This window comes from Halomonas sp. BM-2019, from assembly GCF_017584085.1.
Genome location: NZ_CP071922.1, coordinates 163,698 through 187,998, shown reverse-complemented (window position 1 = coordinate 187,998; position 24,301 = coordinate 163,698). Strand labels below are relative to the sequence as shown.

Genomic DNA, 24,301 nt, shown 5'->3' with positions numbered 1-24,301 from the left:
GCCTCGGGCCGCGACCTGCTGGCCCAGGCCACCCGCAGCATCCGCGAGCAGGGGCTCAGCCCGGAGGCGGCCGGTCCCGCCGGCGAGGGCGCGCAGCCCCCCGCCCAGCGCGCCGCCGAGGCGCGCTACATCGACGACTGGACCCGCCGGGTGGAGGACTACGGCAACCGCGTGCACCCGGCGCCGCGCCACCTCCAGGGGCAGCTGCGCATCCGCGTGGTGATCGGCGCCGACGGCGGGCTTCGCCAGGCGGAGGTGATACAATCATCAGGACATGCCGAACTCGACCAGGCCGCGCTGGATACCGTGCACGGGGCCGCGCCCTATCGCCCCTTCGACGCGGACATGGGCAACCTGGACAGCCTCTCCATCACGCGCGTCTGGCGGTTCGGCAAAGGCAATCACTACGGCGTGCGATAGGACCGCCGGGGAGTCTCATGCAACATTTCGGTTTGAAGGACCACTTCCTGCTGGCGATGCCGCACCTGGAAGACCCCAACTTCGCCGGTAGCCTCAGCTACCTGTGCGATCATGACGAGAAGGGCACCATGGGGGTGATCGTCAATCGGCCGCTGGAGCTGACCCTGGAGGCGCTCTTCGAGCAGCTCGAGCTGGGCGGCGAGGAGAGCCCCCACCGCCATGCCCCGGTCTACTACGGCGGCCCGGTCCACAAGGATCGCGGCTTCATCCTGCATCGCGGCTCGAGCACCCCCTGGGACTCCAGCATCCAGGTCAGCGAGGAGCTGGCCCTGACCACCTCCATGGACATGCTCCAGGCGCTGGCCGAGGGCCGTGGCCCCGAGGACTTCCTGATCTGCCTGGGCTGCGCCGGCTGGGAGGCCGGTCAGCTGGAGCAGGAGATCCTCGACAACGCCTGGCTCACCGTGGAGGGGCGCGCCGATATCCTCTTCGAGGTGCCGCCGGAGCAGCGCCTGGGGGCGGCGGCCGGGATCCTCGGCGTCGATCTCAACCTGATGACCCGCGAGGCGGGGCACTCCTGATGCCGGCGTCGAGCCGATGAAGGCAGGTCGCTGATGGCGAGAGCCGGCGAGCGGCTGGTGCTGGGCTTCGACTTCGGCACCCGGCGCATCGGCGTGGCGGTGGGCAACGAGCTGCTGGCCAGCGCCCGCGAGCTCGAGCCCCTGCCGGCCCGCGACGGGATTCCCGACTGGACCCGGGTGGCCCGGCTGGTGGAGGAGTGGCGGCCGGATCTCTTCGTGGTGGGGCTGCCGCTGACCGCCGACGGGCAGGAGCAGCCGATGAGCACCCGCGCCCGCAAGTTCGGCAAGCGCCTGTTCGGCCGCTTCGGGGTGCCCTGCGAGATGGTCGACGAGCGCGGCTCCACCGGCGAGGCCAAGGTGATCGCCCGGGAGCGCGGCCACCGCGGCAACTACCGGGAGGCGAGCGTCGACGGCATCAGCGCGGTGCTGATCGTCGAGCGCTGGTTCGCCGCCCGCGCTGACGCCGGGGGGCCTGCGGCGGCCGCTTCCTCAGGCCGCGTCGGGGCGCTGGAAGTCGTTCACCGAGAGCCCGGTGAACTTGTCGAGGAAGAACACCAGGGTGGCCGGGTGGTGGAAACGCTCCTCGAAGCGCTCCTGCTGCCCGTCGCGGCGGCGCGTCACGCTGGCGCGGTACTCGCTGCCCGCCTTCACCACCTGCACGCTGGCCTCCCGGCCCCCCTCGCGCTTCTGGGCCTCGAGCCGTGCCTTGCCCTCCAGCAGCGCGTCCAGCCGCCGGGCGGCCTCGAGCTCCTCGGGGGTGGCCCAGATCGCCTGGTCGCGGTCACCGTAGCGGTAGAGGATCACCACCACCAGCAGCGCGAAGACGGCGCTGGTCAGCATCCAGGTGAGGGTGACGCCGTCCAGGGAGATCGTCAGCACCGCGAGCAGCTGCACCACCGCGCCCAAGGCGAGCACCACGGCCAGCGGCCGCCACATTCGCGGCCCCATGAACCCCCGCTCCAGCACATAGCCCCAGAGCCCGGCCACCGCCAGGCCCCCCACCACCAGGTGGGCCAGGGCCAGCGGGGTGCCGCCACCGGCCAGCAGGGCGATCACCCCGATCAGCAGCAGCAGGGAATAGAACACCGCCAGAAGGCGGTAGGCGCGTTGCAGGCTCATGGGTCTCTCCTCCCGGGCTGACGTTAGACATCAAGCATAGGCGAAGCGCGCGGCGACGCCCGCCCGTCACAGCTCGCGGTCGTCAACGCCCAGGCGCTTCGGCACGAACCAGCGCACCGGGCCCAGCTCCTGCTCGATCAGCTCGTCCACCTCGAGCAGGCTGGCGAAGATCGCCATGCGCACGGGGATGCCGTTATCGGTCTGGCGGAAGATCGCCAGGCGCGGGTCGCCGTTGAGGTCCACGTCGAGGTCGTTGGCGCCGGGGCGGCTGTCCCGGGGCAGCGGGTGCAGGACGATGGTGGTGTCGCTGCAGCGCTGGTCGAGGAAGGCGCGATTGACCACGAACTCCTCGGAGATCCCCGCGAAGCTCTCGCTCATCTCCTCGGTGAAGCGCTCCTTCTGGATGCGGGTGGTGTAGACCACGTCCAGGTCGGAGAAGTCGCTGGCCAGGCTGTCACGCTGCTCCACCCGGTGCCCGCGCGAGGCCACCAGGTCGACCAGGTGGCTGGGCATCTCCAGCCCCGGTGGGGAGACCAGGGTGATGCGCATCGGATCGTGGAGCGAGAGCAGCTTGATCAGCGAGTGCACGGTGCGCCCGTACTTGAGGTCGCCGGTCATCAGCACGTGGGCGCCGGCCAGCCGCTTGCCGAGGCGGGCGAACTCCTTGTCGATGGTGTAGAGGTCGAGCAGCGCCTGGCTGGGGTGCTCGCCGGGGCCGTCGCCGCCGTTGATCACCGGCACGTTGATGGCGGCGGCGAACTCCGCCACCGAGCCCTGGTCGGGGTGGCGCATCACGATGGCATCGCAGTAGCCGCTCATCACTCGGCTGGTGTCGTAGAGCGACTCGCCCTTGGCCATGGAGGAGAAGGTGAAGCCGGTGGTGTCGCAGACGCTGCCGCCCAGGCGGCAGAAGGCGGCGTTGAAGCTGACCCTTGTGCGGGTGCTGGCCTCGAAGAAGAGGTTGCCGAGCACGGCCCCCTCCAGCACCCGGGTGACCTGGCGCCGCTGGGCGATGGGTTCCATGCGGGCGGCGAGGCGCATCAGGTGGTCGACGTGGTCACGGGTCAGGGAATCGACGGAGAGCAGGTGGCGGCTCATCGAAGGCCTCGAAGGTGGCGGCGAAGGGTGGTGCGTAGTGTAGCGCCAGCCACCCTCTGCGGGCACGCTCTGCCGATATGGTTTCGCTTGAAACTTTAATGACCTGGGTCAAGGCGCCTCGCCGAGAGGGGGCGGATACTGTGAGCATGCAAAATTCGTTACGGAGAAGTGCCATGACCCCTGCCCACGACACCCCCGTCACCCAAGGTTCCAGCTGGCTGGAGCGCTTCGTCGAGCGTTGCTTCGAGGCTTCCGCCAATCAGATGGCTCGAGACATCCGCTCGGAAGCCCCCAGCGTCTATGAACAGCTGATCGGTGATCTCGAGACGCCCCTGGCGCCTCCCTTCGAGGCGGCGGTGGCCCACCGCCTGGCGAGCGGTGACACCGCCGGCCTGATCCCGGCCCGGACTCTGATGCCGGAGATGATGGTCCGCTTCGGCGTGTCCCCGGTGCAGTTCGAGGCGGATCAGGAGCTGACGGGCCTCGAGCGTACCTGCAACCGCTGCTCCGCCGTGGGCCGCTGCTGGAGCGCCCTGCGCCACGGCGCCGATGCCGCCACCTGCCGCACCTTCTGCCCCAACGCCCCGGCCTTCGAGGAAAAGGGTGTCTCGGCTTCCTAGAATGATCTTGTGTCAATGCTGACGGCCTCTGCTATCCAAGGATAGGAGAGGCCGTATGGCATCGGGCTCTGCCGAAGGGTGCTGCGGTACGGCTGTTACTACACGCCGCACAGATAGCCACGCCGGTGGGCCGAGCCCATCCCCACTTCTTCCTGTCCTTGCCCAACTTCTATCGCCAACTGGCCGCCAGACGATCCAATTGCTCCCGCTGGAAGGCTTGCAGCTCGGCGTTGGGTTGCTGCTGGCGCAGGAAGTCGAGCATGGGATCCTCGACTTCGGTGCGTATGCCGCTGAGCTCTTCCACCACCGCGTGGCCGCAGAAGGGCACATAGGCCTCCGAGTAGCCGCCCTCGTGGACCATCACCAGGCGCCCGCCGCAGAGCCGCTCGGCGGCCTCGCGCAGCGTTCGGGTCATCTCCCGATAGGCCTCGCTGGTCAGCAGCATCCGCGCCAGCGGATCGAGGCCGTTGGCGTCGAAGCCGCAGGCGACGAGGATCAGCTCCGGCTCGAAGCGCTCCAGGGCCGGCACCACGAGACGCGCCATGGCGTGACGGTAGGCGTCTTCGCCGCCGCCGGGCAGCAGCGGGATATTGAGGTTGTGGCCGAGGCCGGCGCCGCTGCCGCGATCCTCGGCACCGCTGTAGCCCGGCGGGAAGCAGCCCTCCTGATGCAGGGAGATGGTCAGCACATCGTCGCGCTCGTAGTAGATGTGCTGGGTGCCGTTGCCATGGTGCACGTCCCAGTCGATCACCGCGACCCGCGTCAGGCCGAAGCGGGCCTTGGCGGCCTCGATGGCGATGGGGATATTGGCCAGCATGCAGAAGCCCATGGCGCGATCCGGCAGACAGTGGTGACCCGGTGGCCGCGACAGGGCGTAGGCATTGTCCGCCTCGCCGCGCAGCACCGTGGCCACCGCCTCGATGGCCAGCCCCGCGGAGAGCCGGGCGATCTCGTAGCTGCCCGGGCCGATGGGGGCGAAGTCGCCCAGCTCGCCACCGCCGGCATCGCTCAGCGCCTGGAAGCGGGCCAGGTAGTCGGCAGGATGAATCCGCAACAGCGCTTCCTCGCTGGCCGGCGGCGCCGTGCGCAGGTCGAGGGCCCGGGTCAGCCTCGAGACATCCATCAGGGTCTTGAAGCGGCGTTTGGTCTCAGGTGACTCGGCCAGGCCGCCGGCGGCGGGGGGTTGCACCCAGCCGCCCACTGGCATGATCAGGGCGTGCTGGCCGGCGCTGTGCCACAGGCAGTGTTCGTCGAAGAAGAAGGCGGTACGGCGTTTCATGGGGTCGCTCCTCGGGATGCGGTGGGTCGAGTGGCACGGGACGCCGCCGAGGCGCCGCCGGCGAAAAGGATCAGGACCAGGGAGAGCAGGCCGATCAGGGCGGCGCCCAGCAGCATGGCGGTATGGTTGCCCTGGGCCTCGATCAGCCGGCCGGCGAGCAGGGGCCCCAGGGCCAGCCCGCCGCCGATCACCAGGTTGATGGTGTTCATCAACCGCCCGGAGGCGTCCAGTTCGGCCAGGCTGGCCAGGGCGAAGGGCAGGATAAAGGTCCAGGTGAACTTGAAGGCCAGGGCGGCGATCACGAAACGGGCCAGCCCCGGGTAGCCGATCAGCGCCAGGGTGGCGGCGACCATGACACCATAACCACCCAGCAGCATCAGGCGGCGCCCCTGCCCCTTGGCGGCCCAGCCGCCCAGCAGGCTGGCGCAGGCGGCGCCGAGGACCCCCAGCAGGGTGGCGAGGGCCAGGATGGTACCGCTGCGCTCGGCGGAGATGCCGCTCTCGGTGGCGATGGCGCCGATAAAGGTCCAGACGCCGCTGAGCCCGATATAGAAGGCCAGGATCGCCAGGATGCCGAGCCCCGCCTCGAGGCGCGGCAGCGGCGGACGATGCCGGGCCGCGGCCTGTCGGGTGGCCCGCGCCGGCAGCGCCGTGACCAGCGGCAGGCAGGCCAGCATCAGCCCCGCCAGCAGCCAGTAGAGGATCGCCAGGCCGAAGGCCTCGAACAGCGGCGGCAGCAGCGCCAGGCCCAGGGCGCCTACCACCAGCTGGCCCATCACCCAGAGGCCGTAGACGCCATCCTTGTTGGCGGTCAGGGCCGCCGCCGAGATGCACAGGATCATCAGCGAGCCGCCGGCGAAGGCGGTCACCATGCGAAGGGCCATCAGCAGGCCAAAGTCGGTGTGGCCGACCAGCGCCGAGGCGATATTGCCGATGATGAACACCAGGCCCGCCAGCAGCGCCGCCCGGCGCCAGGAGACCCGCGGCAGCCACCAGTAGGCGGGCAGGGTGGCCAGGCTCATGGCGCCCAGCTCGGCGGAGAAGAGGTTGCCGACCTGGGCCGGCCCCAGCCCTAGCTGGGCGACCAACTGGCCGGCGATGGCGGGGGCCGCCATCAGCACCGCCGGGGCCAGGGCGGCGAAGGCGACGATGGCGAGGATCATTCGGCGTTGCGAGGTGCGAGCGGGAACCGATGTCTCGAGAGTCATGAGGGGATCTCCGGGTTGTTGTGGCTCACCACACATGGGCCAGGCGCAGCAGGGCCTGGCTGCCGTGGAAGGCGTTGTCGGTGTCGACGTTACGGGAGAGGGCCAGCATCAGCTGGTTACGGGGCGTGAGCTGGTAACCCAGCTCCACGCCCACTTGGGTATAGCGCTGGCGGGTGTTGTCCAGGGCCTGCCCCTCCAGGTGCAGGGCGCCGCCCCGGGCATGGATCAGTCGCAGCGCGCCATAGGTGCTGGAGGTGATGTCATAGGAGGCGAAGGCCTGGAGGCGGTAGAGCGGGTCCTGCTCCAGGGTCATGCCCAGGTAGTCGTCGTTGTCGCCGTAGAGCTGGGCCTCCAGGTTGGCCTCCAGGATCCAGTCGTCGCCCACACCCTGGGTATGGTTGTAGACGAAGGTGGTCGCCCAGCGGTTGGCGCCGGGGGAGGTGCCCGGGCGCTGGCTGTCGTAATCGCCGATGGGCAGGGTCAGCAGCGTCAGCAGGCCGCTGGCAGTGCGGCTCTCGGGACGGTCGATGAAAAACAGGGTACCGCCCACCTGGGGATCCCCCAGGCCACTCTGGCGCTCCCGCTCGGCGGCGCCGGGGAGGCGGGCATCCACTTCCACCAGGGGCAGGATGAACTGGGGCGTGCAGAGGCGGCCGCAGACGTCGCTGAACCAGAGCTGGCGATAGGCCAGGGCATTCACGTCGAGGCGGGCGCGGCCCTCCGGGTCGGCGGCGCCGTGGAAGCGATCGGCCTGCTGGTTGGCCAGGTAGAGCACCCCCACCGAGGTGCCTGCCGGGGCTGTGAGGAAGTCGCGGGCATTGAGATCGGCGGCCTGGGTGCTGGTGGCGACCAGCGCCAGGGCCGTGGCCAGGCCGGTGGCGAGGCGTCGCAGCGTGGGAGGCGTTGTCATGGTGTGTCCTCTCGGTTGGGAAATCGCGGGCATAGGCGGGCCCGTCACCCGGCAAAAGCGGGCGATAGCGGTGATGGCATGGAGCCGGTTGGGAGGGGCGGAGCCCGCGTCGGGTCAGCCCGGTGGCGAGCGGTCGACCAGGGTGGCGATGCTGGCCTTGTCGTGAACGCCGAGCTTCTGGTAGATGCTGCGCAGGTGGTGGCGCACCGTACTGGGGGCGATCGCCAGTTCCCGGGCGATTTCCTTGTAGGTGAGGCCTACGCCGAAGTGCTGGGCCACCACCAGCTCCCGGTCGCTGAGGCAGGCCAGGGGGCCCAGGCGGCAGACGGTGAGCAGCCAGAGGTCGAGCACCGGGCGGCACTGGATGTGGACTCTCTCACCCTGGTAGCCGGTCTCGTCCAGGTCCACCGGAAGCCTGGGCCCCTGCCAGTCGGGCCACTCGTCGCAGAGCAGGTCGCTGAAGCCCCGCTCGGCGCTATGCAGTACGCCCTGGCGATCGCAGACCGCCAGGGCCAGGTGCTGCTGGCTCTCCAGGTGTTCGCGGCGGGCCACCAGGGTGCGGATCTGGCTGGCGTCCACCGCCGCCGAGAGGTGGGCGATCAGGTGGGTCAATAGCCGGCGCTCCCGCTCGCCGAAGCGGGGGGATCCCGGGCGCCGATAGAGGGAGAGGTGATCGCTGAGCCGGGTGCGCGGGTTGGTGTGGATCACGCAGAGCAGCTCGCCCAGGCCATGGCGCTCTCCCAGCCAGGCGAGCCCTGGGGTGGTGGCGCGCATATCGACGATCACCGCCTGGCCAGGCTGGCGGTGGGCGCGCTCCACGGTGACGTCCTGGTGCTCGATAGCGCGCCAGTCGGCCAGATACGCCTCGGGGAGCTCGAAGAGGTAGCGGCTGTGCTCCTCGATCTGGCTGTCGACCAGCGCCGTGCGTCCCCACCAGGCGCAGTCGAAGGCCAGCAGCTCCTGCAGCCGCGCCAGGGCGGCGGGGTGGAAGTCGGGCAGCGGCTGCTCCTGGGCGAGCCGGTTGAGATCCCAGAGCAGCTGACTGAAGGCGCCCAGCAGGTCGTCGGACGCCGCGGCATCGGGCTTGGTCATCGTCGGGTACCGTTGTTGTTATTGAAGTGGCCAGTAAAACGGGCCATGTAGGCATCTTGGCCGCCTCGGGAAGCCCTGACCATCGTGCAGATGAACGATGGGTGGCAACCGATGGACTCGATTCCGTCGATCACTGAATTGCCGATTTGTGCTAACGCCGGGGGATACCGGCGCGCAACATGAATACCGATAACTGCTCTGGCAGCCCGGTATCCAATAATAAATCGGAATTCAGCCATGACCCATGACACTCGTATCGACTTCATCTATCTCTCGGAATCCGACATGGTTCGAGCCGGCGTCACCGATATGGCGGCCTGCGTGGACACCATGGAGGAGATGTTCGGGCTTCTTCATCACGGCGACTACCGCATGGCGGGGCCGAACAACGATTCCCACGGGGCCATGATCATGTTCCCCGAAGAGTCGCCCTTTCCCACCATGCCCAAGCCCACCGCCGACCGCCGCATGATGGCGATGCCCGCCTACCTGGGCGGCAACTTCTGCACGGCAGGCGTCAAGTGGTACGGCTCCAATATCGCGAACAAGGAGAAGGGGCTACCGCGCTCCATCCTGATGTTCACGCTCAGCGATGCCGACACCGCCGCCCCTTTGGCGTACATGTCGGCCAACTTGCTCTCGGCCTACCGTACCGGCGCGGTGCCGGGCGTCGGTGCCCGCCATCTGGCGAGAAAGGATTCGAGGGTCGTGGGCATCTTCGGGCCCGGCGTGATGGCGCGCACCTCGCTGGCCGCCTTCGTTGCCGCCTGTCCGCAGATCGACACCGTCAAGGTCAAGGGGCGCGGGCAGAAGAGCCTCGACATCTTCACCGACTGGGTTCGTGAGAATTACCCACAGATCACCACCATCCGGGTGGTCGACGACATCGAAGCGGTCGTGCGCGATTCCGACATCGTGACCTACTGCGCCTCGGGAGAAGTGGGCAACCCCGATGACTATCCGCTGGTCAAGCGCGAGTGGGTCAGCCCGGGCACCTTCCTGGCCATGCCGGCCCCCTGCAACTTCGACGCCGGCATGGAAGCACCGGACGTGCGCAAGGTGCTCGACAACACTGGCCTCTACCAGGCCTGGTACGAGGAAGTGCCCAAGCCTGCCCACCACTGCATTCCGCTGGTCGGCATGAAGTTCATGGACATGATCGAGGAGGGCAGCTTCTCCGCCGACGCCCTCGAGGATCTGGGCGCGATCGTGGCCGGCGATGCGCCGGGCCGCCGGAACGATGACGAGATCATCCTGATGTCGGTCGGTGGCATGCCGGTCGAGGACGTGGCCTGGGCCACCGTGGTCTATCGCAAGGCGATCGAGCAGGGCATCGGCGTCAAGCTCAACCTGTGGGACGAGCCGCTGCTGCGCTGAGGGCCACCGCACGACCTGCCGGCCCGTCCCGCAAGGCGCCGCCGGCTCCCCTCTCTCATTCCCAACAGGACAACACCATGACCAAGATCGTCAAAGTCAAGACAGGTTCGAAGTTCGAGGAACACGCCAGCTACTCGCGCCTGGTGGCCGTCGACAACTGGATCCTCGTGTCCAACACCGCCGGCCGCAACCCCGACACCAAGGAGATCCCCGAAGACGTGAGCGAGCAACTGCTGCAGGTCTTTGCCAACATCGAAGGGGCGCTCGGCACGGTGGGCAGCGGCCTGTCCGACATCGTTGCCGCGAAGATCTTCATCCAGAACCCGGCCGATACCGAAACCGTCATGACCCTCTTCGGCCAGAAGATGCGCGGCGTCGATCCCTCCATCACCGTGACCTGCCCGCCGCTGGGCGCCGAGGTCTACAAGGTCGAGCTGGAAGTGACCGCCTATCGAGGCGCCGGCAGCGCCGACGTGGAGCGGATCGACACCTCCGCCCAGTAACGCAGTCCACTCGCTTTCCGGTGCGGCCTGCAGGGCGGGCCGCCGCCGCTTCGTTGATATTCCGATACCTCGAGGGCTTCCTGCCATGGCACCGACAATAGCGCCAGTTCAAACGTCCAGCGACTTCCCTGCCTCGACGAGCGTGGTGATCATCGGTGGCGGCATCATCGGCCTCACCGCGGCCCTGGCGCTGTCGGAGCGCAGGATCCCGGTGGTCGTGCTGGAGAAGGGACGCCTCGCCGGCGAGCAGTCCTCGCGCAACCTGGGATGGATCCGCAAGACCAGCCGCCATCCGGAGGACGTGCCCCTGTCACAGGCGGCGGATCGGCTGTGGGCCGGCATGGCCGAGCGTGTCGGCAGCGATGTCGGCTATCGCCGGTCAGGGATCATGTTCCTGGCCCGTACCGCCGAGCAGCTGGCCGTGCACGAGGCCTGGCTGACGTCGGTGGCGTCCCTGTCTCTGGACTCGCAGTTGCTGAGCTCCCGGGAGATCGACCGCCGGGTGCCCGGCGGCCAGGGGGACTGGGCCGGCGGCATCTACACCCCCTCCGACGGGAGGGCCGAGCCCACCCTGGCCTCCAGCGCCATCGCCAGGGCCGCCATGGCCAGGGGGGCGGTGATCGTCGAGAACTGCGCGGTGCGTACTCTCTCGATGACGGGTGGCAGGGTCAGCGGCGTGGTGACCGAGAAGGGCGAGATCTGCTGCGACCAGGCGCTGCTGGCCGGTGGCCTCTGGTCGCGGCGTTTCCTGGGCAACCTCGGGGTGTCGCTGCCGACGCTGCCGCTGATCTGTTCGGTATTCAAGACCGCGCCGATGGAGGGGCCGACGGAGATCGCCGTGGGGGCACCGGATTTCTCCTTCCGCAAGCACCGGGATGGCGGCTTTATCGTCACCCAGCGTGGCGCCCTCGATGCCCCCCTGATGCTGGATCATCTGCTGATCGGTTCCCGCTATCTGGGCGCGTTGCGCTCTCAGCGCCACCTCCTGAGGCTCTCGCTGGGCAAGCACTTCCTGCGCGATCTGGCGCTACCCAGGCGCTGGGGGGCCGGCAAGCGCTCACCCTTCGAGCGCCTGCGTACCATGGACCCACCGGCCAATGCCAAGATCAATGACGAGGCCCGGCGCAATCTCGCCGCCGCCTGGCCGGTGTTCGAGGGGGCCAGCGTGGAAGCCGCCTGGGCCGGCATGATCGATATCACCCCGGACTCCAATCCGGTGATCGGGGCGGTCCCCGGCGTACCGGGGCTGACTGTCGCTTCTGGCTTCTCTGGCCACGGCTTCGGCACCTCGCCGGCTGCGGGTCAACTGGCGGCTGACCTTTTACTCGGTGACGACCCCATCATCGATCCGGCCCCCTACCGCTTCGATCGCTTCTAAGGGACGTGGCTAAGGGGCGTGGCGGCCGCCTCGCGACTCTTGACCCAAGGCGCGGTTCAGGGTGGTGGAGGGCGCTTCCCGGAACAGCCGGCGATACTCGCGCCCGAAATAGCTCTGATGGAAGAACCCCTGCTGGGCGGCGGCATCGGCGATGCGTTGGCTGGGCTCCCGCAGCAGGCTGCGCCGCACCGCGTTGAGCCGCAGCGCGCGCAGGTAGTGTACCGGCGACTGGCCGGTCTCCGCCTGAAAGCTGTACTGCAGGGTGCGACGCGAGATCTTCAGCCGGCGGCACAGCGCCATCAGCGAGGGGGGATCGTCCGGTCGCTCTCGGGTCAGCGCCTGGCAGCGATCGACGATATAGCGCCGGGTACGGTAGCAGGCCGGGTCGAGTCTCAATGATCTCGAGCAGTCATCCAGCAGCAGTGCGACGCCCTCCTCGAGCTGTCGCGAGAGCACGGCCTGTAACCTCGACGGTGGGCCGCCCTGGGCCTGCGCCGCCAGCAGATAATCCGTCATCCCCCGCCATTGCTGTCTGACACTGGCCAGCAGGGGCGCCGGCACCGCCAGGGTGCGCAGCCGCCGCTCGTCTCGCTCCAGCCAGCCGTAGCGGTGGCGATCGATAGACAGCACCAGCAGGTCGTAGCGCCCCGGGGCCACGCTCCAGAACTGCTCGCAGCGTGGCAGCACCGTGAGGGCATCGGCAGGAAAGAGCCCATCGCTTGGCCCGTGGGTCGGCAGGACCAGGTGCCACTGGGTTTCCGGGAAGTGTATCGACTGGGACAGACCCAGGTTGACACTCTCGCGGAACAGTCGCATTTCACGTCCCGCAATGTCGACGATATCGCCGGAGAAATGTCCCTCCTCGAGCTGATCGTATTCCTGCTGCCAGCCATCCAGCCGGCGGGCATGTTCAGTGATATCCTCACAGTGATGGAGCGCTATCGTCATGGGATTGCTTCCTGACATTGTTGTTGTAGTGACGAGATCCGATCGAGAAGCGCGTCAAGCCCGCTTGAGCAGGCAGAACTGCTTCTTGCCCTTCTGCACGATCCAGTAGCGATCGAAGAGGGCGAAGGTGTCGCCGAGTCTGCCCTGCTCGACTCGCCCGCCATTGACGCGCACTGCGCCCTGTCCTAGCAGCTCGCGGGCCTGACGCCGGGATGGCGCCAACTGCGCCGACACCAGGGCCTCCTCCAGCGTGCTTTCGGCGGTGATCGCCACGTAGCGCAGACCATCGAGCTCGAGTTGCTCGAGCTCTTCCCGGTTGAGGGTGGCCACCTCGCCGCTGAACAGTGCTGCCGAAATGCGCTGTGCCGCGCCGAGTCCTGCCTCGCCATGCACGAAACGTGTGAGTTCCTCAGCCAAGATACGTTGTGCCGAAGGCTTGCCCGGCGCCTGATGGTCCTCTGCCTCGATCGCCTCGATCTCGTGGCAGGAGAGAAAGGTGTAGTAGCGCAGGAAGCGGTAGGCGTCGGCGTCTTCCACGTTGAGCCAGAACTGGTAGAAGTGGTAGGGAGAGGTCTGGCGCGGGTCGAGCCACACCGTGCCGCTCTCGGTCTTGCCGAACTTGGTGCCGTCGGCCTTGGTGATCAGCGGCAGGGTGAGGCCGAATACCTGCTCGCCATTGAGGCGGCGCACCAGGTCGATGCCGCCGACGATGTTGCCCCACTGGTCGTTGCCGCCGATCTGTAGCCGGCAGCCCAGTTCGCGGTTGAGATGGGCGAAATCCCGGGCCTGCAGCAGACCATAACTGAATTCGGTGAAGGACATGCCCTGTTCGGCGCGCTCCAGGCGCTGGCGCACGGACTCGCGGTTGATCATGGCGTTGACCGAGAAGTGCTTGCCCACGTCGCGGAAGAAATCGACGACGCTGATCTCGCGTAGCCAGTCGGCGTTATTGACTACCCGCAGCGCCTGATCGAGATGCGGCGTCATCAGTTGCTGGATCTGCCGGCCCAGGTCGTCGACCCAGCCCTGCACCGTCTCGGGGGCATTGAGCCGGCGCTCGCTGGCCTTGAAACTGGGGTCGCCGATCATGCCGGTGGCGCTGCCGATCAGCGCTACGCCCCGGTGGCCGGCGTCCTGGAAGCGCTTGAGCATCAGCAGCGGTACCAAATGGCCGATATGCAGGCTCCCCGCCGTGGGGTCGAAGCCGCAGTAGACGACCTGGGACTCGTCGAGTGCCGCCCTCAATGCTTCGGGGTGGCTCGACTGGGCGATCAGGCCGCGGCGTTCGAGATCGTTGAGCAGGGCGTGGGCATCGTTCGCCATCGTCTGGCTCCAGAAAGGGGGCGTCTGGAGAAAGAGGCTAGCGGTCGGCCACCCGAGGGGCGATGTCCTTAAAAGGACAATTTCCGGCATCGCCCTTCCCGACGCTCCCCTCCTGGGTCGCCAGGGTGATGGCATGATTCAGAAACAGCCGAAACAGCTCCCCCCGGGAGCCGATGCCGAGGCGGGCGTAGAGGCGTTTGCGATGATTCTTGGCGGTGCCCGGGGTGATCGCGAGCCGGGTTGCGATCTCCTCCGGGGTGAACCCCTGTACCATCAGCGCGGCCACTTGGCGCTCGCGGGGCGTCAGCAGCGCCTCGCCGAAGGTCTCGAGGGCACGCGTCAGCAGGCCTACCGAATCGCTGTCGCCGCTGGCTGGGTGCGAAAGCGTCAAGGGGTCGCTCGCCCAGTGCTGGCGGCAGAGCGCGGCCAGCAGGTCGAAGCGCTCGTGCAGGCGCTGGTACGCCTCGCTGGAGAACCCGGGCCCCGGGGCGAGCCGCCCCAGGTAGATGACGATCCAGCGGGACGCGTCGAGGCAAACGGCGAGGCACAGCTCGTCCCGCCAGCCAGTCTGTTGATAGAAGGCCGCCATGTACTCCGGGTCGCCCCGCCCCTCGGCGGCCTCCAGGGCCTCGACGAGCCGGAAGAGCCCCTCCCGGCGGTGGTTATCGAGGGCGACCAGGAAGGGGTCTCCCCGCCAGGCCTGCATCAGGTAGCGCTGGAACAGCAGGTTGCGCTGCTGAGAGAGGGAGTCGTAGAGGTAGATGGGCGCATGGCCGGGGCGATGGCCGATGATGATTGCGCAGTCGAAATCGATCAGGTCGTACAACAGGGCCACCAGGCTCGCAGTGAAGCGTGTCGAGCGCAGCGACTCGACGGCCTGGGTCAGCAAGGAGATCTGGCGGTCGCTCACAATTCGCCCCCAAGGCGCGGTGCGCCCCGGCTGCCACCACGACCCGGCGGTGGACGGCACGGGGACGCGCGCTCGATGCGCCAGCCGTCAATCGGTCAGGTCTGGCGCGAAGAGCCCCATCTTCATCCGGAACTTGACCCAGAATAGCGCGATCACGGCGACGATGCCGAGCACCGCTCCGAGCAGGGTGTAGACGGTGGCCGTCATGTCCGGCGACGGCGAGGCGTTGGCGGCCACATAGCCCATGCCTAGGATGCCGATGATCTGCGGGATCGGGTAGAAGGGGGTTCGATAGGGGCGTGCATGGTCAGGCTTTCTGGCACGCAGCACGATAACGTTGATATGGGCGACGATATAGGCCAGCAGCCAACTGGTCGAGGCGCCGATCAGCAGCATGATGATGTGATCCGGGCTGACGAGCAGAAACGGGATCGCCACGATCGTCGCCAGGAACAGGATACCGACCCAGGGGGTGTCGAAGCGCGAATGCATGCGGCCCATGACGGCGAACGCCTGGCCGTTGTCGGCCATCCCGGAGAGCATGCGGGGCACCGAGGCGAGCACGGTGTTGACGGTGCTGCAGGTGGCGGTCAGCCCCATGACGGTGGCGATGATCAGCCCCGCCTGACCGAAGACACCGTCGACCAGGTCAAGATAGGGCAGCGGGGAGGTCGTCAACGTCTCCTGGGAGAGATAGCGCCCGGCACCCAGGCAGAACAGCGTAAACAGCACGAAGATAATCAGCAGCGACGCGAACATCGCCCGTGGTACGCGGCGTTCCGGCTGGCGGATGTCCTTGATCAGCGGGCAGATAAATTCGCAGCCGACGAACATCCACATAGCCAGCGCCGTCAGTGCGATGAAGCTGCCATCGAAGATGCCCTCCTGGCCCCAGCCGATGCCGGCCGCCACCTGGGCGACCGACGCCGAGGGCGTGTCCAGCAGCGCCGTGGCGCCGACCAGCAGGATGGCGACGATCATGGCGAAGGTGAACAGGTTCTGCGTCCTGGCGAAGACATCGGTGCCCAGGATGTTCAGCACTGCCAGGCCGATAAGCAGCAGCAGTGGCACCAGATAAGGAGGCAGCACGCCGGGGAAGAGCGTCTGCAACAGGAGATCGACCAGGATCAGCTCCGCCGACAGGCCGAACATCGCCACCACCACGTAGCCCGCGAACACGGACACGATCGCCGGGAAGTGGCCGATGGCCTTCTGGGTATAGGTCGCCAGCGTGCCCGACGAGGAGGGATACATCAGCGAGAGCTCTGAAAAGCTGATCGCATTACAGAAAGCGAAAATTAGGGCTAGCCCCATGGCGGCCAGGAAGCTCAGCCCACCGATGCCGAAGCCCATCAGCGCCGAGGCCATGGCACCCTGCACCACGACGCAGCCGACGCAGATAGCGATCATGGTCTTGAAGCCAATGCCCGGTGAGCTGGGGCGGTGGATACTCTCGTTGGCGCCTCGAGCGGGCGTACAATCGATCATCGTGAACCTCCTAAGGCCTGTTATTGCCGTTGTCGTGCCTAGATTCGCTGCGCTTGCGCTCTGGAACCTGAGGAACAGACTGTGGCCAAAGCCGATCGACGTCTTGCCTGCCCTTGTCAGCGAGTTGACGCTCCACGCCATCTGCACGCCAGGTCTCGCAAGTGCGTCTCGAGGCACAGTGAGGTGTCACCGTTGGGACTGGCATCTTTCCGGCAGGTAATGGCGGAGGGGATGGCCAGAGGGATAAATGGCGGCCATAATAGTTTCACAAACAACCATAATCGCCCATGCGAGAAGCCCATGACCCTGACACATGCTTCCCAGCCGGCGTTCGACGCCTGGATGACATCCCTGCGCCGGATCTGTGGCCGTTTCGACTCCCGGCCTCCGGCGCACCATCTCCCTTTTCACGGTGAGATCGGCTCACGCGAGACCTGTGGATTCGAACTTGCGGAGATTCGTACCAACGCGGGCTCGATCGCCCGTCGGCAACGTGACGCCCAACTGGGAGATGATCGCTACTGCTTCTTGATCGTGCAGCGCCGTGGGCAGGCCGGTATCAGCCAGAACGGATGGTCCCTGGAGTTGATGCCTGGAGAGATGGCGCTGGTGGACTCGGCGCGTGCCTTCGAGATCCTGCCCCGAGGCCTGATCGAACACGCTTCCCTTCATCTGCCCCGGGACAGGGTGGCAGCCCGCATGCCCGGCCGGCAGCTCCCCTTCGGCAAGGTCGAGACGCGTGGCGCGAGTGGCCAGCTGCTTCAGTTGATGGTCAATCGGATCGTTTCTCGACAGCTGGAGGGTGATGACTCCTCTGCCGAGGGAGGGGCGATCAGCGAAGCGCTCAGCGCTCTGCTCATACCTCTGACGCTGGAGCCCGGGCGAGAGCGGATGACGGAGGCGGCCCCCGAGCTCCTCTACCAGGGCGCCTGCCAGCTGATCGACCAGCAGCTTCAGGAGTCCGACCTGACCCCGGCCTCGCTGGCTGAGCGGATGAACGTCTCACTACGCCAGCTCTACCGTCTGTTCGAGGCCCACGACGATACCGTGTGTCGCTTCATTCAGCGCAACCGACTGCAGCGCAGTGCGGAAGCGCTTGCCAGCCCGGGGCAGGTGCATCTCTCCATCACCGAGATCGCCTTTCGCTGGGGGTTCTCCGATTCGGCACACTTCAGCCGAGCCTTCAAGAAGGCCTACGGTGAATCGCCCAGAGACTTTCGGCAGCGCCACTGCCTGCATTGAGGGTTTTGTTGCACCTTGAAAGAGAGGCACGAAAAAAGCGCCCGATGTGGCATGGCATCGGGCGCAAAAAGAGAAACAGGGAGAGAGGCAGGAGCCTCAGTAGGCGATACACACCGACTTGAGCTCAGTGCAGGCTTCCACCGCCTCGCGGCCGAACTCCCGGCCGACGCCGGACTGCTTGACGCCGCCGAAGGGCAGGCTGGCATCCAGGGTCACATGGGTGTTCACCCACACCGTGCCGGCCTCGATACGCGGGATCAGGCGCATGGCCTGGGACAGGTCATTGGTCCACAAGCTGGCGGCCAGGCCCAGGTCGCTGTCGTTGACCATGGCCAGCCCCTCCTCGACCTCGTCGAAGGGGATCACCGAGAGTACCGGCCCGAAGACCTCCTCCCGGGCCACCGTCATCTGCTGGGTGACCCCGCTGAGGACCACCGGCGAGACGTAGAAGCCCGTTTCGGGGACCTCAGCACCGCGCAGCACCCGGGCCCCTTCTGCCTCGGCCCGCTCGATATGAGCCAGTACACTGCGCTGGTGGCGATGGGAGACCAGCGGGTTGACGGTCGCCTCGGGGTCCAGACCGGGGCCGGCGCGCATGCCTTGGATCGCGGCGTGCAGGCGCTCGCAGAAGGCGTCATGGATGGAACGGTGAATATAGAAGCGCGAGGCGGCGGCACACACCTGGCCCTGATTGAGCAGCCCGGCCATCAATGCCCCGTTCACTGCCTTGTCCAGGTCGGCATCGGCCAGTACCAGCATGGGGTTCTTGCCACCGAGCTCCAGCGAGAAGCAGGCCATGTGGTCGACGGCGGCATGGCCGATCTGCTTGCCCACCGCGGTGCTGCCGGTGAAGGTCACCTTGCGGATATCCGGATGCTCCGCCAGGCGCTGACCGGCGATCGAGCCAGCGCCCACCACCACATTGAAAACGCCGGCGGGGACACCTGCCTCTATGGCCAGTTCCGCCAGACGCAGGGCACTGAGCGGAGTCTCCGTGGACGGCTTGATGACGATGGAGCAGCCCGCTGCCAGGGCCGGGATCACCTTCCATAGGGCGATCATCATCGGGAAGTTCCAGGGCACGATGCCGGCGACCACCCCGACCGGCTGGCGCAGGGTGTAGGCATGAAAATTGGTGCCATCCGGTACCCCGATGGAGACATCGGTGGTCTGGCCCTCCAGCTTGGTGGTCCAGCCCGCGGTGTAGCGCATGAAGTCCACCGAGAAGCCCACGTCGATCATGCGTGCGATATTGATCGATTTACCCTGGTTGAGGCTCTCGAGCTGGGCCAGCTCCTCGCCACGCAGTTCCAGCAGGTCGGCGAAACGTAACAGGATGCGCTCCCTTTGGGCGGGCGTCATGCCACGCCAGGCACCTTCAACGAAGCGCTGCTTGGCGACGGCAACGGCCCGGTCGACGATGGCTTTGTCGGCGAGGCCCAGGTGTGTCAGCGGTGTAGCGCTGGAGGGATCGAAGACCTCGGCGTGGCGGCCGCTGCCGGGGATGTGTTCACCGTCGATGAAGGACCCGCTGGCGCGGGAAAGAAAGTCATCCACCTCAGGCAGGCGGGGGATCGTGGACTGGCTCATTGGACTACTTCCTCGGTCTGGATGGTGGCAAGGGAGGCACCCCTGGCTAGTGGTCATGACGCTATCACCAGAGCCAAGGGGCGGCTTGATCCAGGGTGCCGGAGGAACTGCCTCTCCCTGCCAGGCCTACCCCAGCCGCCGATAGAGCGTCGAGCGGCTGATGCCCAGTGCCCGGGCGGCGGCGGTCATGTTGCCGCCATGGGCTTCCAGGGTGCGTTCCATATGGATCTGTTCCAGCTCCCGTAGCTCCTGGGGAGCGTTGCTGGTTGAGTCAGCCGCGGTGGCTTGCCCCTTGGTTGGGCCGCCGGCGGCGTGTCCCCACAGCCTGCGCTGCCAGCGCGGCGAGAGCCCCTCCAGTGTGAGCCGTTGGCACTCTGCTTCCGTGCCCACCAGAGCCGCCTCGAGGCAGTGTTCCATCTCCCGCCAGTTACCGGGCCAGGGATAGGCCGCCAGGCGCTCGACCAGGGAGTCGTCCAGGGTGAGATGGCGGTTGTGGCGATGGCACAAGGCGGTCCAGCGCTCACGAATGCGTTCGGCAAGGTCGGTCTGCTCGTTCAGCGACGGCAGTTCCACGATCACCCCGGCCAGGCGATAGAAGAGGTCCTCTCGGAAGTCGCCGGCTGCCACCAACTCTTCCAGGTCTCGATGGCTAGCGCCAATCACCCTGCAGTCGATGGGTACCTCGCGGTGATCGCCCAGCGGTGTTACCACTCGCTCCTGCAGCACCCGAAGAAGCCTGGCCTGAAGCGCCGGCGGCATGTCGCCGATCTCGTCGAGCAGCAGGGTACCGCCATTGGCCTGCACCAGGCGCCCGCTGTAGCCACCCTTGCGGGCGCCGGTAAAGGCGCCTTCTCCGTAGCCAAACAGCTCCGCCTCGATCAGGCTCTCGGGCAGGGCCGCACAGTTGAGCGCCACGAAGGGACTCTGTTCGCTCAGGCTGGCGTGCAGGGCCCGGGCCAGCTGTTCCTTGCCGGTGCCGGTGTCGCCTTGGAGCAGCACGGGAAGCCCCGCCGCCAGTGCCCGGCTGGCTCGGTGCACCTCTCGGGCCAGTGCTACCGGCCAGCCTTCCACCAGCGACTCCAGGTCACGAGAGCGAGCGGGCTTGGGCGAAGAAATCGGCATGACGGTGGCTTCGCCGTCGAGCGTTGCCGGTTGCCACGCTTCGGGAGGATTGAGCCGCCCCACCAGATGGCCGCCGGCGAGCGGCAGCCCCAGCAGGGCCGAGCGTCCCTCGCACTGGCGACGAATCTCTGTCCATGTATTACCCAACAACGCCTCTATGTGCTGGCCGATTAGTGATGCCGAGGCGTGCCCCAGCCATTGGGTGGCCTGGGGGTCCGCCGCCAGGATCAGACCGGCGTCGTTGATGGCCACCAGACCGCAGGCCACGCCATCAAGCTCGGCCAGTGAGGCATGCATCTGGAGCACCCAGCGCTGCTGGTAGCGCTGGCGGAACAGCTGCTGTTCCAGGGCGCCGGTGAGCTGTTGCACTCGGCGCAGGAAGATCTCGGGCCGGGGGTGATCGGCATCGAAGGTGAGGTCGATCAAGCCCAGGCAGTCGCCATCGAGATCGAACAGCGGGGCGGCCACGCAGGAAACCGGGTTGTCGGGGAACAACAGATGCTCACAAGACTTGACCAGCACTGGTGCTCGCTCGATGAGCGCAAGGGCTGGGGCATTGGTGCCAAACCAGCGTTCGTCCAGATTGATGCCAGCTCCGATCTTGAAGCGGTCAGCGAGCACGAAGTCCCGGCCGTAGCTCTTGAGGACGGTGGCATCCGGGGTGGCCAGCAGCAACTGGCAACCGTGCAGGTCCTCGGCCACCCGGCTGACCAAAGGGTCGGCCAGTTCGAGCAGGCGGCGGTGGGTCTCGCGCTGCTGACGGAGCTCGCTACTCTCGAGCCGCGGCAGCTCGGGCCTGGTATCGAGCCGCAGGCCGTATTCCATGCAGCGCTGCCAGGAGCGGCCGATGCTGGCATCGAGCAGGTCTATCGGCAGCTGGCCTCGGCGCAGATGCTCGTGGGCCTGGCGAATCACATCGGGGGTTCTCAGGGCGGCTCTGGTGATCATGGGCCTCTCCCAGCGCTGTTAGCGAATTGTCCCAGGATGCGACAGCCGTCGTGTCTGGCGACGCGACAACGCTGTTCAAGGTGCGCGGGAAGTCGCTAAGGCGCTGATATAATTGTGATTATTTTGTCATGCCATGGCTGGCATGGGGCTTGCAGAGTGAGTCGCAGGGCCGTGCGGCGCCAGGCGCGGTCTCCCCACAATCATAAATCAGCCCCACAGGAGCACAACCATGACGCAGCCCTCCGTCGCCATTCAATCCTGGCTGGACAAGAGTCACGCCCTCTTTGTCGGGGGCCAGTGGCGCCCTGCTGCCAGCGGCGAGACCCTGGACGTCTATAATCCCGCCACCGCCGCGGTGATAAGCCGGGTCCCGGCAGGAGACGCCGCCGATATCGACGCCGCAGTCGACGCCGCCCGGAAGGCCTTTCGCACCTGGCGCAAGTCGCGTCCGGTCCAACGCGAAAGACTGCTACTGGATCTGGCCGACGCCCTGGAGGCCCGCGTCGATGATTTCGCCTTGCTCGAGACCCTGGACAACGGCAAGCCGGTTACCTTCTCGCGGTACATGGACGTGGCCCTGGCGATTGATTTCATTCGTTATACGGCAGGTTGGGCCACCAAGATCGAAGGCCGCAGCATGACTCCCTCCATGCCCTTCGTGCCCGATGACAAGCAGATCGTGGCCTATACCCGCCGCGAACCCATCGGCGTGGTGGGCGCCATCATTCCCTGGAACTTTCCGCTGCTGATGGCGGCGTGGAAGGTGGCCCCGGCGCTGGCCGCCGGCTGCAGCATCGTGCTCAAGCCCGCCGAGGACACTCCCCTGACCGCCCTGCTGCTGGCCGAGTTGGTCGAGCAGGTGGGCTTCCCCGCCGGCACCCTCAACGTGGTCACTGGCCTGGGACACACCGCCGGGGCGGCGCTGGCTGCCCATCCGGGCATCAACAAGGTGGCCTTCACCGGCTCCACGCCGGTGGGCAAGCTGATCGGCCACGCCGCCATGGAGAACCTGACCCGCACCACCCTGGAGCTGGGCGGCAAGTCGCCGGTGATGGTGCTGGCCGATGCGGATGTCGAGGCCGCCGCCGCCGGCGCCGCCCAGGCGATCTTCTTCAACCAGGGCCAGGTGTGCACCGCCGGCTCGCGGATCTATGTCCACGAGTCGATCCATGACGCCTTCGTCGCCCGGCTCACCGACCAGGCCCGGGGCCTGACCCTGGCGCCGGGCTGGGAGCCCACCACCACCCTGGGCCCGCTGGTCTCCGCCAAGCAGCAGCGTCGGGTGCTCGACTACATCGACCAGGCCCGCGCCGACGGCGGCACCATCGTCACCGGCGGCGGCACGGGACGCGACAGCGGCTACTTCGTCGAGCCCACGGTGATCACCGGCCTGGCCCAGTCTAGCCGCTGTGTCCAGGAGGAGATCTTCGGCCCGGTGGTGGTGGTGCAGACCTTCCGCGAACTGGACGAGCTGGTGACGCTTGCCAACGACTCCCCCTATGGCCTGGCTGCCAGCATCTGGTCCAACGACCTCGCCGCGGTCAACCGCCTGGTCCCGGAAATCGAGGCCGGGAGCGTCTGGGTCAATGGCCATAACCTGCTGGATGCCTGCATGCCCTTCGGTGGCGTCAAGCAGTCGGGCATCGGTCGCGAGCTCAGCGACTCCCTGATCGAGCATTACACAGAGCAGAAATCGGTCGTGATGATCGTCTGATATGACTCGGCCCCGGCATCGGGCCGGGGCCCCTTTCACCCCAAGGGACATCCCCATGCATAATAACAAGAGACTCCCGCGTCGGGCGCTGGGTGGCCTGCTGCTGGCCGCCGCCCTGCCCGCCCAGGCCTATGAGATGGCCGATCTCGGCCACTCCACGGTGGAACTCGACTTCCAGGCGCTGCTGGGCGCCTTCCATAGCGATCGCGGCTATGCCACCGGCGCCGCCGAGGCGCGCCGCTATCGCTGGCAGGAGGGCGTGCTGACCCTGGGTGCCGAACTCATCCCCAAGGATGATGGCCTCTATGGCCGGGTCAGCACCGTGGGCACCGCCACCTGGGGCGACGGCGACGCCGCCGGCTTCACCTCCGGCAACGAGCGGAAGCTGGACCTGGAGGACGTCATCGTCGGCTACCGCAGTGAGGCTCTGGGCGGTTCGCCCTGGTCTCTCGACGTCTCCGCCGGGCGCCAGGCGATCACCCTGGGCGATGGCTTCCTGATAGCCGGCGATGCCCTCAACCTGGGCGACGCCTTGGGCGATGAGCTCGACCGCGGTGGCGCCTACTACCTGGCCGGCCGCCAGGCCTTCGATCGTACCGCCGTGGTGACCCTTGGGCATTCGGGCTGGCAGGGCCAGCTGTCCTGGTTCGAGTCCGACAACCCGGCCCAGGCCAGCACCGAGATGGCGGCCCTTGTCCTGGCCCATGACCATGGCAGCGGCCTGGTGGAGGCCACCTACCTGCGCGGCCTGGGCGTCGATGAGGCCCAGGCCGATGACTTCCTGGCCGAGCGCGACGGCATGGACGTCTACGGGGTGCGCCTCGAGCAGCGCCTGCTGGATGCAGCCTTGACCCTGCGCGGCGAGTTTGCCCATCAGCGCAAGGACACCCGCGAGAATGCCTGGGCCCTGGAGCCTGCCTGGACCTTCAGTGAGCTACCCGGTCAGCCGACGCTGTCACTGCGCTACAGCCGCTTCTCCTCCGAGTGGGATCCGCTGTTCTACGGCTTTACCCGCGGCTACGGGACCTGGTTCCAGGGCGAGGTAGCGGGCAACTATGCCGGCCCCTTCAACAGCAATGCCGAGGTGTGGCGGCTTGGCCTGGAGGGCTCGGTCAACGAGAGCCTGCACCTGGGGCTGCTGGCCTACGACTTCTCCAGCCGCGACACCGTCGACCAGCCCGATATGGGCGGGCGCGAGCTCAACCTCTATGCGGAGTGGCTGCCCACCGACTGGCTCTATGTCTCGCCGCTGCTGGGCTGGTACAGTCCTGACAAGAGTGCGGCCGAGGGCGGCATCCAGCTCGGCGATGCCGACACGTCCTTCTACGCCCAGCTACTGGTGGGGGTGTTCTTCTGATCACGAGGCGCGCCGCGGGTGAGGTGCTGATCGCCGGCGGCGGCCCCGCCGGGGCCGCCCTGGCCCTGCTGCTG

The 24,301-nt window shown here is 67.2% G+C and carries 21 protein-coding genes and 1 pseudogene; 10 read left to right on the top strand and 12 right to left on the bottom strand.

The annotated features are described in order from the left end of the window. The 3 genes and pseudogenes from J5F18_RS00985 to ruvX form a co-directional block, all read left to right on the top strand. Positions 1–420: TonB family protein (locus J5F18_RS00985; protein WP_346300511.1), on the top strand; the 420-nt coding region annotated here is incomplete at its 5' end. A gap of 17 nt (positions 421–437) precedes the next feature. Then, positions 438–1,001, top strand: a complete 564-nt coding sequence (locus tag J5F18_RS00980; protein WP_346300510.1) for a YqgE/AlgH family protein — start codon at positions 438–440, stop codon at positions 999–1,001. Between the two features lie 33 nt (positions 1,002–1,034). Then, positions 1,035–1,451: pseudogene (gene ruvX / locus J5F18_RS00975) on the top strand (Holliday junction resolvase RuvX); the annotation flags it as partial. Positions 1,452–1,490: 39 nt separating this feature from the next. On the opposite strand, the gene J5F18_RS00970 reads toward ruvX, so the two are convergent. Both J5F18_RS00970 and pyrB read right to left on the bottom strand, forming a co-directional pair. Then, positions 1,491–2,120, bottom strand: a complete 630-nt coding sequence (locus J5F18_RS00970; protein WP_346300509.1) for a hypothetical protein — start codon at positions 2,118–2,120, stop codon at positions 1,491–1,493. A 66-nt stretch (positions 2,121–2,186) separates the two neighbouring features. Then, a complete protein-coding gene (pyrB, locus tag J5F18_RS00965; protein WP_346300508.1) occupies positions 2,187–3,218 on the bottom strand; it encodes an aspartate carbamoyltransferase in 1,032 nt (343 codons plus the stop codon). 173 nt (positions 3,219–3,391) lie between these two features. Here pyrB and J5F18_RS00960 point away from each other — a divergent pair, with 173 nt between their 5' ends. Further along, complete coding sequence (locus J5F18_RS00960) at positions 3,392–3,838, top strand: hypothetical protein (protein WP_346300507.1); 447 nt, start codon at positions 3,392–3,394, stop codon at positions 3,836–3,838. 169 nt (positions 3,839–4,007) lie between these two features. On the opposite strand, the gene J5F18_RS00955 is transcribed toward J5F18_RS00960, so the two are convergent. The 4 genes from J5F18_RS00955 to J5F18_RS00940 form a co-directional block, all read right to left on the bottom strand. Further along, positions 4,008–5,117: a class II histone deacetylase gene (locus tag J5F18_RS00955; protein ID WP_346300506.1), complete on the bottom strand. Its 1,110-nt coding sequence runs from the start codon at positions 5,115–5,117 to the stop codon at positions 4,008–4,010. Then, complete coding sequence (locus tag J5F18_RS00950) at positions 5,114–6,325, bottom strand: MFS transporter (RefSeq protein WP_346300505.1); 1,212 nt, start codon at positions 6,323–6,325, stop codon at positions 5,114–5,116. Before J5F18_RS00950 ends, J5F18_RS00955 begins: the two co-directional genes overlap by 4 nt. 25 nt (positions 6,326–6,350) lie before the next feature. Further along, positions 6,351–7,235: a transporter gene (locus tag J5F18_RS00945; RefSeq protein WP_346300504.1), complete on the bottom strand. Its 885-nt coding sequence runs from the start codon at positions 7,233–7,235 to the stop codon at positions 6,351–6,353. A 114-nt stretch (positions 7,236–7,349) separates the two neighbouring features. Next, positions 7,350–8,327 carry a LuxR C-terminal-related transcriptional regulator gene (locus J5F18_RS00940; RefSeq protein WP_346300503.1) on the bottom strand — a complete coding sequence of 326 codons (978 nt, stop codon included), beginning with the start codon at positions 8,325–8,327 and terminating at the stop codon, positions 7,350–7,352. A 237-nt stretch (positions 8,328–8,564) separates the two neighbouring features. On the opposite strand from J5F18_RS00940, the gene J5F18_RS00935 reads away from it, so the two are divergent. From J5F18_RS00935 to J5F18_RS00925, 3 genes are all read left to right on the top strand, one after another. Next, the gene (locus J5F18_RS00935) at positions 8,565–9,704 is read left to right on the top strand and encodes a tyramine oxidase subunit B (protein ID WP_346300502.1); all 1,140 of its coding nucleotides are present in this window, start codon (positions 8,565–8,567) and stop codon (positions 9,702–9,704) included. 77 nt (positions 9,705–9,781) lie between these two features. Further along, entirely contained in the window at positions 9,782–10,207 is a 426-nt protein-coding gene (locus tag J5F18_RS00930; protein ID WP_346300501.1) for a Rid family hydrolase, read from the top strand. An 85-nt stretch (positions 10,208–10,292) separates the two neighbouring features. Continuing rightward, on the top strand, positions 10,293–11,585 hold the full coding sequence (locus J5F18_RS00925) for an FAD-binding oxidoreductase (protein ID WP_346300500.1): 1,293 nt from the start codon (positions 10,293–10,295) through the stop codon (positions 11,583–11,585). Between the two features lie 9 nt (positions 11,586–11,594). Here the strand turns inward: J5F18_RS00925 and J5F18_RS00920 are convergent, their stop codons facing one another. The 4 genes from J5F18_RS00920 to J5F18_RS00905 all read right to left on the bottom strand — a co-directional run bounded on the left by J5F18_RS00920 (position 11,595) and on the right by J5F18_RS00905 (position 16,395). Further along, the gene (locus J5F18_RS00920; protein WP_346300499.1) at positions 11,595–12,533 is read right to left on the bottom strand and encodes a helix-turn-helix domain-containing protein; all 939 of its coding nucleotides are present in this window, start codon (positions 12,531–12,533) and stop codon (positions 11,595–11,597) included. A 54-nt stretch (positions 12,534–12,587) separates the two neighbouring features. After that, a complete protein-coding gene (tyrS, locus tag J5F18_RS00915; RefSeq protein WP_346300498.1) occupies positions 12,588–13,856 on the bottom strand; it encodes a tyrosine--tRNA ligase in 1,269 nt (422 codons plus the stop codon). A gap of 37 nt (positions 13,857–13,893) precedes the next feature. Next, positions 13,894–14,766 (bottom strand): helix-turn-helix transcriptional regulator, encoded by an 873-nt coding sequence (locus tag J5F18_RS00910; protein WP_346300497.1) that lies wholly within the window; start codon positions 14,764–14,766, stop codon positions 13,894–13,896. 87 nt (positions 14,767–14,853) lie between these two features. Then, on the bottom strand, positions 14,854–16,395 hold the full coding sequence (locus J5F18_RS00905) for an APC family permease (protein ID WP_346300496.1): 1,542 nt from the start codon (positions 16,393–16,395) through the stop codon (positions 14,854–14,856). 42 nt (positions 16,396–16,437) lie between these two features. On the opposite strand from J5F18_RS00905, the gene feaR reads away from it, so the two are divergent. Then, entirely contained in the window at positions 16,438–17,496 is a 1,059-nt protein-coding gene (gene feaR, locus J5F18_RS00900; RefSeq protein ID WP_346300495.1) for a transcriptional regulator FeaR, read from the top strand. A 96-nt stretch (positions 17,497–17,592) separates the two neighbouring features. Here the strand turns inward: feaR and J5F18_RS00895 are convergent, their stop codons facing one another. Then, positions 17,593–19,086 carry an aldehyde dehydrogenase family protein gene (locus tag J5F18_RS00895; protein ID WP_346300494.1) on the bottom strand — a complete coding sequence of 498 codons (1,494 nt, stop codon included), beginning with the start codon at positions 19,084–19,086 and terminating at the stop codon, positions 17,593–17,595. Between the two features lie 126 nt (positions 19,087–19,212). Continuing rightward, positions 19,213–21,156 carry a sigma-54-dependent Fis family transcriptional regulator gene (locus tag J5F18_RS00890; protein WP_346300493.1) on the bottom strand — a complete coding sequence of 648 codons (1,944 nt, stop codon included), beginning with the start codon at positions 21,154–21,156 and terminating at the stop codon, positions 19,213–19,215. Positions 21,157–21,385: 229 nt separating this feature from the next. On the opposite strand from J5F18_RS00890, the gene J5F18_RS00885 reads away from it, so the two are divergent. Further along, complete coding sequence (locus J5F18_RS00885; protein WP_346300492.1) at positions 21,386–22,870, top strand: aldehyde dehydrogenase family protein; 1,485 nt, start codon at positions 21,386–21,388, stop codon at positions 22,868–22,870. A 55-nt stretch (positions 22,871–22,925) separates the two neighbouring features. Continuing rightward, positions 22,926–24,227 carry a hypothetical protein gene (locus J5F18_RS00880; RefSeq protein ID WP_346300491.1) on the top strand — a complete coding sequence of 434 codons (1,302 nt, stop codon included), beginning with the start codon at positions 22,926–22,928 and terminating at the stop codon, positions 24,225–24,227. The last annotated feature ends 74 nt before the right edge of the window (positions 24,228–24,301 follow it).